Annotated in this window: 15 protein-coding genes and 2 pseudogenes; 5 read left to right on the top strand and 12 right to left on the bottom strand. The window is 42.2% G+C overall.

The genetic code is table 11. The annotated features are described in order from the left end of the window. Positions 1–1194, top strand: coding sequence for a 12,18-didecarboxysiroheme deacetylase (gene ahbC / locus CI957_RS09555; RefSeq protein WP_128754742.1), 1194 nt, complete (start codon positions 1–3; stop codon positions 1192–1194). On the opposite strand, the gene CI957_RS09550 is transcribed toward ahbC, so the two are convergent. From CI957_RS09550 to CI957_RS09535, 4 genes are read right to left on the bottom strand one after another with little or no spacing between them, the layout of a single operon-like run. After that, positions 1195–1419, bottom strand: a complete 225-nt coding sequence (locus CI957_RS09550; protein ID WP_105460690.1) for a DUF2892 domain-containing protein — start codon at positions 1417–1419, stop codon at positions 1195–1197. Positions 1420–1432: 13 nt separating this feature from the next. After that, positions 1433–1792 (bottom strand): carboxymuconolactone decarboxylase family protein, encoded by a 360-nt coding sequence (locus CI957_RS09545; protein ID WP_105460691.1) that lies wholly within the window; start codon positions 1790–1792, stop codon positions 1433–1435. A 15-nt stretch (positions 1793–1807) separates the two neighbouring features. Further along, complete coding sequence (locus CI957_RS09540) at positions 1808–2155, bottom strand: desulfoferrodoxin family protein (RefSeq protein ID WP_105460692.1); 348 nt, start codon at positions 2153–2155, stop codon at positions 1808–1810. A gap of 21 nt (positions 2156–2176) precedes the next feature. Beyond that, on the bottom strand, positions 2177–2692 hold the full coding sequence (locus CI957_RS09535) for a ferritin (RefSeq protein ID WP_096712169.1): 516 nt from the start codon (positions 2690–2692) through the stop codon (positions 2177–2179). A 258-nt stretch (positions 2693–2950) separates the two neighbouring features. Between CI957_RS09535 and cca the strand changes: the two genes are divergently transcribed. Next, a complete protein-coding gene (gene cca / locus CI957_RS09530; protein ID WP_105460693.1) occupies positions 2951–4288 on the top strand; it encodes a CCA tRNA nucleotidyltransferase in 1338 nt (445 codons plus the stop codon). Here cca and CI957_RS09525 read toward each other — a convergent pair. From CI957_RS09525 to iorA, 3 genes are read right to left on the bottom strand one after another with little or no spacing between them, the layout of a single operon-like run. Continuing rightward, positions 4285–5133, bottom strand: coding sequence for a DNA-3-methyladenine glycosylase (locus CI957_RS09525; protein ID WP_105460694.1), 849 nt, complete (start codon positions 5131–5133; stop codon positions 4285–4287). The genes cca and CI957_RS09525 overlap by 4 nt on opposite strands. 10 nt (positions 5134–5143) lie before the next feature. Then, on the bottom strand, positions 5144–5737 hold the full coding sequence (locus tag CI957_RS09520) for an indolepyruvate oxidoreductase subunit beta (protein ID WP_128754741.1): 594 nt from the start codon (positions 5735–5737) through the stop codon (positions 5144–5146). Continuing rightward, on the bottom strand, positions 5734–7539 hold the full coding sequence (gene iorA, locus CI957_RS09515; RefSeq protein WP_128754740.1) for an indolepyruvate ferredoxin oxidoreductase subunit alpha: 1806 nt from the start codon (positions 7537–7539) through the stop codon (positions 5734–5736). Before iorA ends, CI957_RS09520 begins: the two co-directional genes overlap by 4 nt. A gap of 155 nt (positions 7540–7694) precedes the next feature. On the opposite strand from iorA, the gene CI957_RS09510 reads away from it, so the two are divergent. Both CI957_RS09510 and CI957_RS09505 read left to right on the top strand, forming a co-directional pair. Beyond that, on the top strand, positions 7695–8042 hold the full coding sequence (locus CI957_RS09510; RefSeq protein ID WP_096712164.1) for a MarR family transcriptional regulator: 348 nt from the start codon (positions 7695–7697) through the stop codon (positions 8040–8042). A 1-nt stretch (position 8043) separates the two neighbouring features. Continuing rightward, the gene (locus tag CI957_RS09505) at positions 8044–8661 is read left to right on the top strand and encodes a 4Fe-4S binding protein (protein ID WP_096712163.1); all 618 of its coding nucleotides are present in this window, start codon (positions 8044–8046) and stop codon (positions 8659–8661) included. A 4-nt stretch (positions 8662–8665) separates the two neighbouring features. Here the strand turns inward: CI957_RS09505 and CI957_RS11170 are convergent, their stop codons facing one another. The 3 genes from CI957_RS11170 to CI957_RS09490 are packed head-to-tail and all read right to left on the bottom strand — an operon-like array spanning position 8666 to position 11818. After that, entirely contained in the window at positions 8666–9205 is a 540-nt protein-coding gene (locus CI957_RS11170; RefSeq protein WP_206631067.1) for a DUF255 domain-containing protein, read from the bottom strand. An 8-nt stretch (positions 9206–9213) separates the two neighbouring features. Beyond that, positions 9214–10068: a 2-oxoacid:ferredoxin oxidoreductase subunit beta gene (locus tag CI957_RS09495; RefSeq protein WP_096712162.1), complete on the bottom strand. Its 855-nt coding sequence runs from the start codon at positions 10066–10068 to the stop codon at positions 9214–9216. Between the two features lies 1 nt (position 10069). Then, entirely contained in the window at positions 10070–11818 is a 1749-nt protein-coding gene (locus tag CI957_RS09490; RefSeq protein WP_105460697.1) for a 2-oxoacid:acceptor oxidoreductase subunit alpha, read from the bottom strand. A gap of 356 nt (positions 11819–12174) precedes the next feature. Between CI957_RS09490 and CI957_RS09485 the strand changes: the two are divergent. Then, positions 12175–13082 (top strand): annotated as a pseudogene (locus CI957_RS09485) (IS5 family transposase). 152 nt (positions 13083–13234) lie between these two features. Here the strand turns inward: CI957_RS09485 and CI957_RS09480 are convergent. Together CI957_RS09480 and CI957_RS09475 are read right to left on the bottom strand one after the other, a co-directional pair. Beyond that, a complete protein-coding gene (locus tag CI957_RS09480) occupies positions 13235–13915 on the bottom strand; it encodes a hypothetical protein (RefSeq protein WP_096712160.1) in 681 nt (226 codons plus the stop codon). Positions 13916–14197: 282 nt separating this feature from the next. Then, positions 14198–14774, bottom strand: a pseudogene (locus CI957_RS09475) (IS1634 family transposase); the annotation flags it as partial.

Below are 14774 nucleotides of genomic sequence, written 5' to 3'. Positions count from 1 at the left end.
ATGATCGGTATTTCAAAGCTCTATTGCAAAACTGTCGAACCATCGGATGCCCTGAGATATGGACGGCATTCCTCCAGATTACCTTCCCACCTCCTCCAGTTCTCAAAGGACAAGAAACCTGTTGTAGTATGGAATATCACCCGCAAATGTAACCTCAAATGCATTCACTGTTATGCCCAGGCAGATGAGAAGGATTTTGAGGGGGAACTATCCACAGAAGAAGGAAAAAGACTCATTGATGACCTGGCAGAATTCAAGACCCCTGTCATACTTTTTTCCGGAGGAGAACCTCTTGTAAGGAAAGACCTGCCTGAATTGGCCGAATATGCAGTCTCAAAAGGCCTAAGAGCAGTAATTTCCACAAATGGCACACTAATAGATATGGACATGGCAAAAAAACTAAAGGAAATCGGTCTGTCCTATGTTGGAATATCCATTGACGGCACGGAAGAGACAAATGACAGGTTCCGCGGACAACAAGGGGCTTTCAAAAAGGCGCTTGAAGGTGTCCGCAACTGCATGAAAGCAGGAATCAAGGTTGGCCTGCGTTTTACAATCAATAAAAGTAATTTCCGGGAAATCCCTGCAATATTCGACCTGCTGGAAGAAGAAGGAATTCCGCGGATTTGTTTCTATCATCTTGTGTATGCAGGCAGAGGCAGCGACCTCATAAAACAGGACCTGACACATGAAGAAAGCCGGGAAACCGTAGACCTGATCATGGATCGTACAAAACAGCTTTATGAGAAGGGAATTAAACCAGAGGTACTCACCGTGGACAATCATTGTGATGCCCCCTACCTCTACATGAAATTAAAGGACGAAGAACCCGAACGTGCAACCGAGGTCCTCGATCTTATGAAAATGAACGGAGGAAATTCCACCGGCGTAGGAATTGGTTGTGTTTCCTGGGATGGAACAGTGCACCCGGACCAGTTCTGGCGCCACTACAACATCGGGAATATCAGGGAAAGACCTTTCAGTGAGATATGGACAGATCTCAGCGACAATTTACTTGCAGGCCTGAAAGATCGCAAACCCCTATTGAAGGAACATGCAAAAAGATGTGGCCGGTGCAAGTGGCTGGACATCTGTAACGGAAATTTCCGTGTCCGTGCAGAAGCTGTTTATGGCAATGTCTGGGCAGATGACCCGGCCTGTTATCTTACAGATGAAGAGATCGGGCTGGAATAATTATTTTTTTGCGGTATTGATACCCAGATAATGATAGGGCGTACAGTGCCTTATCATTGCCGTAAATAATCCAGCCAAAGCCACCAGAGCAACCAGCCAGTTCCAGGGGGAGGTTTCTACCAGATCCATGGCCAGGGCAATCGTTGCCACTGAACCAATCAGGGCTCTGAGGAAAAGGTCAAATCCGCCGACATTTTCCTCGAGCAATATATCTTTGAAAGTCATAGTCGATTGCCTTTTAGAATTCCAATTTATCCATCTGCTTTAATACCTGCCTGCTGAAATCAGTGAAATTCTGGATACCACCTGTCCAGGCAGCGATCATCATACAATCCGTGATCTCAGTACGGGTTGCCCCAAATTTCTTGAGTCTTTCAAGAATTTTCACTGCACTTTCACTGTTATTATTGGAACAGGCAATGGAAAAGACAAGAAGATGTTTCTCCTTCATGGAGAGACCATCCTCCCTGTCTTCCCAAACAGCAGTGTAAAAGGATGCAAGGGCCTCAGAGAAGTCTTCATTTATGTCCTGGGCATACCTTATGGACCTTGGAAGGAAACCCTTGACTTCTTTTACATTATCTGCATTTGTGCCCATGAATTTCACCTAACCTTAGAGTTCGATCAGGTTCTGCCACAGGCCGTGTACATTACAATAGGACATAGCAAACACGGCCTTGAAATCGGCAACATTTAACTTAAACCTTGCAAGAGGCTCGGTAAAAGAGGGGCCAAACTCCGCACGTCCAAGATCTACTACCTGCCCATTCTCTTTCACACCATACAACTCAAGCCATACAATATGATGCTCAACCGTATTGGGATGGGCAACTTCCTTTCCCACATGGACCGTCACAAGGTCTTCCACGTCTGAACCATGGGACTTGCTGATTGAAATATCAGGTACATGTTTCTCTTTGCCTTCCGATACCTTTCCTTTAATTAATTCTTCAATATCCATATCAAATCCTCCTTTTACTGATTACTGTTCTTCCTGTGCCGGTGGGGTGAAAACCCTTGCCCCGAGTTCCTTGTCAATCATAAAAAGGCCATTGCCATCTTCACCTGCAAGTTGGAGTTTGCTGATTATTTCATTGTCATTGCTCTCTTCTTCGACCTGTTCGGTGACAAACCACTGCAGGAATATGTTTGTTGCATAGTCCTTCTCTTCATTTGCAAGAGTGACCAGTTCATTGATGGACCTTGTGATGAACTGTTCGTGTTCAAGGGTTGCCTTGAACATCTCAAGAGGCGTACCAAATTCCTTTGGTGGCTGCTCTATTGCCTTAAGCTGGATTTGTGCCCCCTGTCCATTCAAGTAATCATATATACGCATGGCATGAGTCATTTCTTCCTGATACTGCACCATAAACCAGTTCGAAAAGCCGTCAAGTCCTTTATATGAACTTGCAGCTGACATTGCCATATAAAGATAAGCAGAGTACATTTCCCTGTTTATTTGCTCGTTCAGCGCATCGATCATCTTTTCACTTAACATATTTACCTCCAAATATAGACTCAAAAAAGACAACGACAGTTAAACTGCACCACCTGTTCTCCATCTGTCAAACTCCCGTTATCCATAGAAGAGAAGATAGATAGCTATAAATTTTTATCGTTAGACAGTTTTATGTTCATTTATATTATAAAATAACAATAAAAGAAACAGTATATAGCTTCAAAGGATATATAGTAAAAAACAGCTGAAAAGCCATACATAACATAACTGTAAAACACAGAACTCAAAAGGATTTGCATGCTGCCTCTTGAACAAAAGGTACTGGAACGTATCAAACCTTCATTGAAAGAAAAAGAAAAACTGGAAAAAACTGCCGATTATCTGATGAGAAGAGCGATCCAGATAGCCAAAAAAGAACGTATTACCGATGTGAAGGTCCAGCTGGTAGGCTCAGCTGCTCGCAATACATGGATCACCGGAACACATGATCTTGATATATTCATAAGTTTTGACCCATCCCTTCCACGGGAAAAACTTGAAGAGTATGGTTTGTTCATAGGTCACGAACTCGCAAAAGAAAGCCGATTTTGGGAGGAAGGTTATGCAGAACACCCCTACACCAAAATGAACTATGCCGGATTTGATGTAGATATCGTTCCCTGCTACCGTGTAACCGACGCCTCCAGAATTATCTCAGCTGTTGACAGGACTCCTTTTCACAACCGCTTCATAAAAGAGAGGATCAAAGGTCTTGAAGATGACGTGCTTTTACTCAAACAATTCATGAAAGCCGGAGGGACATATGGCTCAGAACTGAAAACCCGGGGTTTCTCGGGCTATCTCACCGAACTGCTCATAATCCATTATGGCTCTTTCAAAAACGTGCTTGAAGCCGCAGCAGTGTGGGAGCCGAATCAGAAAATAGAGTTCCTGAAGCCCACAAAAGAATATAGCGAGCCTCTTCAGGTGATTGACCCCACAGATGCAGGAAGAAACGTAGCCGCTGCTCTATCCCTGGATAAATTTTGCCTCTTCGTTGATCTCTGCCGCCAGTATCTGAAAGAACCAAATGAATCTTTTTTTGTCCGAAAAAATCCTGTTCCACTGTCCGATGAACAAGTAATCCAGAGAATGAATAAAAGAACAAGCTCCATAATTGCATTGAAGTTCCATACTCCTGAAGTTGTAGAAGATATATTGTATCCCCAGCTTTTCAAAATGCAAAAGTCCGTGGAAGCATTACTTGAAAAACAGGACTTTCAACTCATTAAAAGTGGTATATGGGTAGGCAAGGATGTCGTACTTATCATTGAACTGGAAAATTCCCAGATTGCAACGGTCAAAAAACACAGGGGTCCGCCAGTATGGGTTAAGCAACATGCTGAAATGTTCAGGGAGAAATACACCAACAGAACAGATGTGTTTGCATTCTACATAGAAGACGGGAAATATGTAGCTGAAGTACCGCGCAAATATACTACAGCCTCTTCATTACTTGAAAATGAAATTTACAACTGTTCCCTGGGAAAACAGGTTGCAAAGAACATTAAAGACGAGTATGAAATCCTGTCCGGGAAAAATATCCTGCAAATAAAGGATAACGACTACCGGGCTTTTCTCAATGAATTTCTTTAATCCATTCCACTACCCAGTTTACCTTCACGCCTGTGCTGATAGAAAAGATACTGCTGGGCATAACCACAGTAATGTCCAAAATAGGATCGTGCCCACTCAGCCATTCTGGGTTTGGTATAAGGTCCTTCAAAAATATCGGAATAATAATTTCTGATGACCTTGTCAACATGGGTATCTACAGGAAAAGCTTCCATTTTCCCATAGGAGAAAAGGAGGATACAATCAGCCACCTTTTCCCCGATACCTTCTATATTCATCAATTGCTGCTTGGCCTGAAAATAATCCATATCATACAGCCCATAAAGGTCTAATTCCCCTGATTCTATCATCCTGGCAGCTTTGATAAGTCGGCGTGCTCTGAAACCCAGACTGCAGTCACAAAGATCCTCACCACAACAAGCTGCAAGGGCAGATATTTCAGGAAAGGCATAAATCCCATCTACAATTTCCCTACCCAGCAGCCGGGACAGTTTCTCTATGGATTTCATTATACGAGGAATATTCGAAGCAGTTGCTATCATATAAGACACAAGGCATTCCCAGGGATCCTGCCTAATCAGGCGCAACCCCCTGTATTTTGATATTGCTTCATGTACGTAAGGATCATGATCGATTGAAGAAAAGATACAGGGCAGGTCATCATCCAGCCTGAAATATTTCACAAAAAACTCAACAGGGAGACGGGAATCAATGTAAAGGGTCTCCGCCTCCTGTTCATAGAAGGCATGTACATAATCTCCCTGTACCACACCGTGCCACCAGTCATCTTCTTTTGTCCAGCGAAATACCTGACCACATCCCAGAGTGTGGTCAAGGTCAAAGCATGAAACCGGTATACTGTACATGGTAATATTGTTACTGTCTTGTTGTTTCCCTGCCCAGCCGGAATGCCTTCAGGTTGGTATCAATGGTCTTGGGGGGTACCATATTCCTTGTACATTCCACCAAGATTTCCCCGGGGATTGGAAGATAAGAGGAAATTGCCCCCAGCATCACGACATTCAGGGTTTTCATATTCCCGGCCTGCCTGGCAAGGGCCACAGCATCAAAGGCCACAACCCTGTAATCCTTCTCAAGTCTGGCAACAATTTCCTGCAGGTCAGGGTAGGTGCATTGTCCCGATGTAACGGTTATCGGATAAATCGGGGAGGTATTCATCACCACTATTCCATCCTTTGCAACATCATGAATGTAGCGCATTGCCTCTAAGGGCTCCAGTGCCAGCATACCGTGGGCACTGCCGCAGGGTATAAGAGATCCCAACTCACAACCAAGTCTTACATAGTTCACAACAGAACCACCACGCTGAGCCATCCCATGGGTCTCTGCTGCCCGGACATCCATCCCTTCAGAAACCGCTGCCTTGCCTATTATATCGGAAACCTTGACAGCACCCTGACCTCCCACACCGGCTATCACAAGATCAAAATCTGATAAATCGGAAGTCATTTTTTCACCTCCACAATAGCATTGAAAGTGCATATTTCAGCACACAATCCACAACCGCTGCACATCGAATTGATAATGGCCTTCTTGGAGTTTTCATCAAATTCAATTGCAGGGCAGCCAAATTTCAAGCATTTCCGGCAACCTTTACAGAGATCTGTATCAACCATAAACGGAGTGTATCGTATACCTTCCCTTGCTGCGGAAATAACACAGGCACGTTTGGCTATCACAACTGAGACCCCTTCATACGCTTTTGCTCTCTCAAGTACGTCCTCTGTGGCGGCCATGTCGTAGGGGTCAACCACTTCCACGAATTCAGCACCCATTGCACTGCACAATTTATCAAACGCAACCTCCACGGTTGGTTCACGGGTTGCTGTCTTACCCATACCCGGATTAGGTTGGTGACCGGTCATCGCAGTAGTCCTGTTATCGAGTATCAGTACAGTGATATCAGATTTATTGTAGATAGCATTCATTAAACTGTTAATCCCGGTGTGGAAAAAGGTAGAATCACCAATAGTACAGCATATGGGTTTTTTCTCACCGGCATCATAGATTCCAGAAGCAACACTGATACTGGCCCCCATGCAGAGAGTGGTATCCACCGTCCCATGCTGGATACCCAGAGTATAACAGCCGATATCACTGGGAAATACCGCATCTTCACCAAATACTTTTTTCATTACATGGAAAGTACCCCTGTGGGAACAACCCGCACACATTGCAGGCGGTCTTACAGGCAGTTCCATATCCTGCTTTGCAGGTTTACATTCACATGAATCAATTCCAAAGGCTTTAGCAATTCCCTCCATGCAAATATCAACATTGAATTCACCTGTACGGGGAAGAAGGCCATCTGCTTTGCCAAAGATTTCAGTTTCAAACTCTACATCTCTTGCAATTACCTTGCACTGGTCCTCAATAACAGGTTCAAGTTCCTCTATCACAATTACCTGTTCTGTATTCGCGAGAAGTTGACGAACACTGTCTTCTGGAATTGGATACGTCCCTATCTTCAAGAAAGAAACAGTAATACCAAGCCGTTCAAGCGCTTCTTTTGCATAAACTGCAGCTGTTCCACAAGCAATGATACCAACAGTACTTTCTGCTTCTATGGAAAGTTCATTCCAGCCGGAAACTTCAAGCTCGCCGCGAATGTTCTGCTGTATCGAGAGCAGGTGAGGATGTCGTACCCTCGCATTTTTAGGAACCATTACCCAGCGGTCAGGATTCTTTTCAAATTTAATTTCACCTGTCTTCTGCCTGACTGGAGCCAGTTCGATATCTGACTTCCCGTGGGATATACGTGTTGTGGAGCGAAAGATTACCGGTATTTCATATTTTTCAGATAATTCAAAGGCATAAGGAATCATGTCCTTGGCCTGCTGGGGGGTTGATGGTTCAAGACAGGGAACCTGTGAGAACACAGAATACCTGCGGGTATCCTGCTCGTTCTGGGAAGAATGGCAGGAAGGGTCATCTGCCACTATAATAACCATGCCTCCCTTGACACCCATATATGCCAGAGTCATCAGGGGATCAGCAGCTACATTCAGACCTACGTGTTTCATGGTAACCACGGAACGGGCTCCTGCCATAGAGGCACCGGCAGCCACTTCCATTGCAACCTTTTCATTTACGGACCATTCAATATAGAAGTCCCTTTCTTTCATAGAAGCCAGAGTATCCACTATTTCAGAAGAAGGGGTTCCTGGGTAACCGGACACAACGTCCACAGCCCCTTCTACAATACCGCGGGCAATGGCAACGTTGCCTAGCATATATTCACGACCGCTCATGGTAATCGCCTGCTACTTCATAATATACATTATTGATAAATATATCTCGTAATACCATGAGTACTGCTAATTTTTGGCAACATACAGCAGTTGTTAAAAGCGTTTATATATGCTGTGGATTATAGACAGTACTGTAAATTAAAAGAGGTATTGGAATGATAGACTTTGCCTGCAAAGAATTCCGTTTAAACGATGTTATCAAATGTGCCCTGAAACTTACAAGAGCCGACATGAAGGTCATCGGGTTATTCTTTGATATGCCTGAAAAATGGGTAAATACCGAAGATGTAGCAAATGATACCGGGCTTGACCTTTCAACTGTCCAGAGATCGGTTAAAAAATTACATGAAAAAGAAATCCTTACCAAATCCCAAACAAATCTGGATCGTGGAGGATACACCTATATCTATAAACTGAAGGAAAAAAATGAGATAAAGGAAATTATTATGCAAATTGTACATGAGTGGGTAAACAAAGTCGATAAAGAGCTGGAGGCATGGTGAAATGTTGAATATAACACGTTATTTGTGGGTACTTGTACTTATTGTTACTCTGGGAGGATTGTGGTATCCATACCTGGGATATGTCATGGCTGTAGTAATGCTAACCCTGATGATCACTGCCGTCTTCCGTGGACGCTGGTTCTGTGGAAATCTCTGCCCACGTGGAAGTTTCAATGATTTTGTACTGAACAAAATCTCGAGGAAAAAGAACATACCCGGTGTTCTCAGAAGTTTGTGGGTAAGAGTGCCTCTTTTCATTCTGATTATGTCATTGATGATATACAGGGTATCAATTGTATTTGCCACCCGTAATATGTTCGAAAAGATTGGAGTGATATTGGTATCCATGTGTATCGTGACAACTGTAGCAGCAATCCTGCTTGGTGGATATTACAATTCCAGGGCCTGGTGTACGGTATGCCCGATGGGAACTGCACAAAGAATAATCGGAGGAGACCGCTACCAGCTTAAAATGGCACATGATCTTTGCATAGATTGCAAGAAATGCGAAAAAATTTGCCCCATGGAACTGACGGTCAGGGATATAGGCAATAATCCCGACTGCATAAAATGTGGCCGATGTGTAGAAGCCTGTCCAAAAGATGCCCTGTACTTTTAAATGATCAAAACAACAGGCTTTCTAATTCCCGGGGATCGTTGACCGGAGGAGCGCAGCTTTGTCCTTTGCAGACATAAGCTGTAGTTCTCCCTTCTTTTACATCCATATCAAACGTATAAGGGGCAATCCTGGCCAGATCTCTGGCAGATTTGGGGTTTTTCAATAACAATATTGTTTGGGGAAGATTATTTTTCCTTACAACACCCATCATTTCCTTAAGCCCGATTTTTTCAGAATCTGTAACTATTACCACAAGGGTAGCCTCTGCTTCAAGCATGAGGCCTGTTAACATGTAGCTATAGGCCGGTGGAGAACGCTGCAGCATTCCACCAAACGCCGACAGGGTTGTACGGGCTAACTCACGGTAGCGCACATGACACCAGTGACATGTTGAATACCCAATGGAAAGGAAGACCGGGAGGTTTTTCCTTGTCGCCTGCTCAAAAGCTTCTTCTGACCACGGATACCAATCAACAGGATTTGTGGAATGTTGTCTCAGGTAGGGACTGTTTTCCCGGGCAAGCCTGTTGATTTTGGGATTCATGATTAACCTCAGGAAAAATTCTCAAACACACTGTCCAGCTTTGCAAAATCGTATTGTTTTCCTGTAAGTGGTCCCTTTTTTAGTACCTCCAGTTTGGACTCGAATGGCTCTGAATCTCTCTTATAGAACACACCTGTAGGAATCCGGTCACCCCATTCAAGAGCTTTCTCAAAAGCTGCAATCCTGTTTGCAGGATCATGCCCATCATCTTCCATTTTGTAAACTCGGTCATGATACCACTTGTATGTATTGAGTTTATTGAAGGTAACACAAGGCTGAAGAACATCCACAAGGGAAAATCCCTTGTGAGAAATCGCCTGTGAGAGCAATGATGAAAGATGATCGACATCACCGGCAAATCCTCGTGCCACGAAGGGACAATCCAGAGATATAGCAACTGCCAGAGGATTGAAAGGGGTATGGAGAACACCATGCGTCTGCACCTTGGTTTTCATGCCCAATTCACTTGTAGGGGAGGCCTGGCCTTTGGTCAAACCGTATATCTGGTTGTCATGTGCTATCAAAGTAATATCGGGATTGCGGCGAATGGCATGTATGAAGTGGTTTCCTCCCTCACCATAGGAATCCCCGTCACCACCTACCGCAATCACAGTGAGTTCAGGATTGGCAACCTTTGCTCCAGTAGCCGGAGGCAGGGTCCTGCCATGAAGGCTGTTGAATGTATTGCATTTCAGGTAGTGTGGTAATTTACCCGACTGACCGATTCCTGATACCATCAAAACTTCGCGGGGCTCTTTACCAAGGTCCACAAGAGAGCGTTTCACAGCCTCAAGTATGTTGAAATTGCCACACCCGGGACACCATTCAGTTTCACCGTCTTTATAGTTGTCCATTGTTACCATTTCAGATCACCCCCATTCCTTTAAGCTCCCTGATTACCGATTGTGGTGTAAAGGGCAGGCCATCATACCTTAACATCTTCTTTGAAACTTCAAATCCTAATTCGGCCCGCAGCAGGCGTGCAAACTGGCCTGTTGCATTATTTTCCACGCATATAGTGGTGTTCAACCCATCCAGTAAACTGACAGTATCATGAGAAAACGGGTAAATATCACTAAAATGAATCAAATTTATGGATACTTCATCACGATTCAGGATCTCAACTGCCTCTGCAAGGGGACCATAGGTAGATCCCCAGCCTATCAGGGAAATATCTGCTCCGTCTATACCATGAATAGCTGGCATCTGCATTTCATCCGTAAGTCCATCTACCTTGCGCAGACGTTTTTCATTCATACGAATGCGGTTACCAGTAGTCTGATCGATATGACCTGATTCGTTGTGTTCATCACTGTCTGCAACCACCAGTGCACCGTTCTGGCCGGGAATAGCCCTCGGTGATATACCGGATTCGGTAATTGTATATCTCTGGTAGTCACTTCCCACAGCCCTGTCTTCCAGAAGATGCCTGTTAATCTTCAGGCCGGATGTATCAAACATCTCATAGGTAAAGAGACCATCTGCAAGATGCTGGTCACTCAATATCAGAACCGGGATCTGGTATTTGTCAGCTATGTCGAATGCCCGTCTTGTCTGGTTGAAGGCGTCTTTTGCCGTACGAGGGGCAAGTACACAACGGGGGAATTCCCCCTGTGCCGCATGAAGCACAAAATTAAGGTCCCCCTGTTCGGTCATTGTGGGAAGGCCGGTAGCAGGCCCGGGACGCTGGCCCAGAAAGATGACAATCGGTGTCTCAGTAATGCCGGAGAGACCCAATCCTTCTGTCATCAGGCAGAAACCTCCACCTGAAGTAGTAGTCATGGCACGCACCCCTGCAAAGGATGCTCCGATAGCCATATTTATGGCAGCGATCTCATCCTCGGCCTGCTCCACAACAGCATTGAAATCGTCTGCATGTGCTGCTACTCGGGTCATGACACCAGTTGAAGGGGTCATGGGATATGCCGAAAGGAATTGCACTCCTGCAGCAAGGGCACCCACTCCCACACTGTCATTACCATTTATCAAAATCCGCCTGTTAGTCGGTTGTGGGCTGAGATTATAGTTACAAATCCCCTCAAATTTACCATTTTTTACATAATCATAACCTGCTTGTGCTGCCTTTATGTTTTTCTCTACAACCTCATCACCTTTTCTTTTGAAAGTCTCGGAAAGGAACTTTTTAAGTGTTGAAAGATCATAGCAAAGCAGTCCAAATACAGCTCCTACAGCAACGGTATTTGAAAATAATTTTTTACCACTTACATCCTTTGCGATTTCTGTGAAAGGAACAGATACAATCTTTTCATCTACATTGTCCCTGACAATAGATTCATCGGCAAGCACGAATCCTTCTTTGACCTCTTCAATATGTTCAGGAATTGTCTGGTCGTCAAGAGCCACCAATACGTCTATCTTTTCATCCAGTGCATATACAGGGTGATCACTCACCCTTATGTGGAAATAATTGTGCCCGCCCCGCACCCTGGAAAGATAGAACTGATTTCCATAAACATAGAAACCATCCCTTACAAATGTTCTTGAAAGAACCAATCCTATAGTTTGTATGCCCTGACCGGCTTCTCCACCTATTTTTATGTTTATATCGACGATAATGATTCCCCCTGAAATAACACCTAAACAAAAAGTCATTGTAATAATGTTGAAACCTGAAATATAAATAATGATGGTTTAAAGAGACTTTCATCTATAGCATGTTCAAATTACACTAAATCAATATCTAAATACCCTATATAGACACGTATATTTTGAGTTTGCCAAAAGACTTCCATTTAATCTTCTATATATACAATTAAAAATAACCAGGCTACTAATCAGCTTAATTGTGTTTAAGTAGTCGGGATGAAATATGAATCTATATTTAATTGTAGTAATAATTTCGGCTCTGTAGAAATCCTTTTCTCTAAATTCAGCTAAGCTGGTATAATTTTAATAAGAAGAAGTCCCCTGTGTACTTTTGCACTAGAAACACAAGGGGATGATTGTGTTTGTCTAACAAGTACTTAAATTTTATTGATATAGCATTGCAAGTAACACGGTATTCACACCGCCACTCTACAGCTGCAAATATTCCAAACAAACATACACACAACACCAGCTATTGACGTTGGTTTTGTTAAAGGAATATTTAGGAGAAGATTACAGGGATTTTGTTGATCTTGTTGAATTGATGAGTTCTATCCAGACTAAACTTGGATTAACCAAAGTGCCTCATTTTACTACACTTCAAAAATTTGTTACTCGAATCTATTCAGTAATACTTGATCGTATTTTCAAAAAGACATTAGACTTATTTTACAAGAATGGAGAGTCAGTTGAAGTTACTGGTATCGATTCAACTGGTTTTACAAGTGGGTATTGTAACAACTACTATTCCTGGAGAATCAAGAAGTGGAGGCGAAATTATGTCAAGACCAGTATTTCAGTTGATGTGCAGAAATTTGTCATAACTGGATACAAAATATCAGGTAAACCTGTTCATGATGCAAAACATGCAAAGACATTGCTTTAGCAATGTCATCGCAACAGGAAATCAAGATATTATGTAATGGATAAAGCGTATGATTCTGAAAGCATACATGAATTGACGAGAGAAAAACTCGGATCAATAGCAATTGTTCCACTGAGACAGCGTGAAAGAAAGAGTATAAAAGGACATTATAGAAAGAAAATGTTACGAGAATTTGATGATAAAATTTACTCGCTGCGAAATTTGAGTGAAACGATGTTCTCTGTATTGAAAAGAAAATATGGGGAAAATCTGAGAGCCAGGAAATATAGAAACCAAGTAAAAGAAGTGAAATTAAAAGTGGTATTGCACAATCTTGACAGATCTGTCAAGATTGTATGTTTTGTCTGGTTGAGGATTTCTACAAAGCCCAAATTTACTATTTAGTTTAAACCGGGCTGATTCCAACAAGCTTGAACCTGCCCGTTTTTATTTAATCAAGTATATGCTGCTTCCTCCTGGAAGTATGTGAATTTCCACTTCCCAACGTGGGATTCACCTCCCAGCATCAACAGCGATTCGTTATTTCATTTATAATATTACAATAAACGATCTTTATAGAATACAAACGCTAACATCATTAGACATAAAAATGCTCCAAATCCAGGAGTGGATCGATCTTCTCCAGTGTCCTTAGAATCGCTGATGTTAGTTTCTTTATTATCTTCTAAAGTCTCATCCAGGGATCCAAAATTCACATCATAGTAACCAACCACATCAATATTGTTTGTAAGCCTAAAAACAACTGGTATGTTTTCTATCCCATTCTTGTCTGCTTCTTCTTTTACAATATTGTATATCTTCTCTATTTCTTCATCAGAATACGTTGTATTATTATCATTCCTGTAAAGATCAATTGCAAAATAACCGGTTGCTGTATTGTATCCATAAAGCACAACATCTCCTTCAGGATAGAAATCGGGACCAATTTTATCATAAGAATTAGCTCTTATATCTCTCAAAGTATAGATATATGAAACTAACTGGCCAGTATTTTCAATCTCTGGGAGCTCACCGTATACTTTGATGACATTTGGATCATAGATGTTACTAGCAGGATTTGTGAAACTTGAGATCTTCTCATTTTTTAATCCAAGATAAACTGATAATGCCCTTTCATCTGTATAATAATCTACATATTCAATATCATCAAAATTTGCAGACCCCATATTAGTAAAAAGAATCAGCAACATTGAAAGTGTGACAATAATTTTGTACATGTTTATTCTCCAAAAAGATAAAGGCACGAAATGTGCCTTTAAATGAGGTTACACATGATAGTTAACCTCTTCAGAATCATGCTTCAAGAGGTGTAACATCCAATTTTGATGTCACTTCACTGCATGGTATATAGAATGTAACATCCGCATTATTATATGTTCCATCCCAAGTTTGACAGTATCCACTCCTTGCTGAAGAAACCGTCTCCTCTTCCAACCTAAAAATTTCACTTTTTTGTCAGGAAAACCCATTTGACAGTCTTAAATAATTCACGTTAATTTCTACGATTTCATCCTTTTTTGCCTTAAAATCAGTGTATTTATAGCATCAAAGTTAGCGTAAATGTATCTTTTTGCCTTATTTCTCATGTAATCCACGGTAACTGTCAAATTCAATAAGCTATTTTTAATGAATTTTGTAGACTTAGCCTTCAATTCATCGTACTCATATCGCATCAGCGATATTAACAATTGCGCAATGAATCCAATAATCACAGCTCCATAAATGCTAGCATCCGTCCACACTCGCAATGGTTTGATCTCAATCTCATTCTTCAACGAATTGATGATTTTCTCAATAGAATCCTTCTTTCTGTATGTAGAAAGAGCCTGTTTTAGTGTCAAATTCCTGCTTGATTTCAGACAGAAAAATCCTTCTCTGCCTGTAATCACCTTCTCCTCCAGTAGTTTGATACACTCCTTTTCATCCATATTCACCAGTTTTGTCTGCAAAGAATAAGTTACATCAACAAGTGCATTATTGATCCTGAATCTCTTGGGCAGTTTCTTATTCTTATCAATGGATTTCTGTATATCTTTTGCCTGTTTTATCTGCCTCATAACCTTTCTTGCTCTGGAA

Source organism: Methanohalophilus sp. WG1-DM, from assembly GCF_004104135.1.
Lineage (GTDB): Archaea > Halobacteriota > Methanosarcinia > Methanosarcinales > Methanosarcinaceae > Methanohalophilus > Methanohalophilus euhalobius.
Note: the sequence above shows the minus strand (reverse complement) of the source record. Positions and strands in the feature narration are given on the sequence as shown.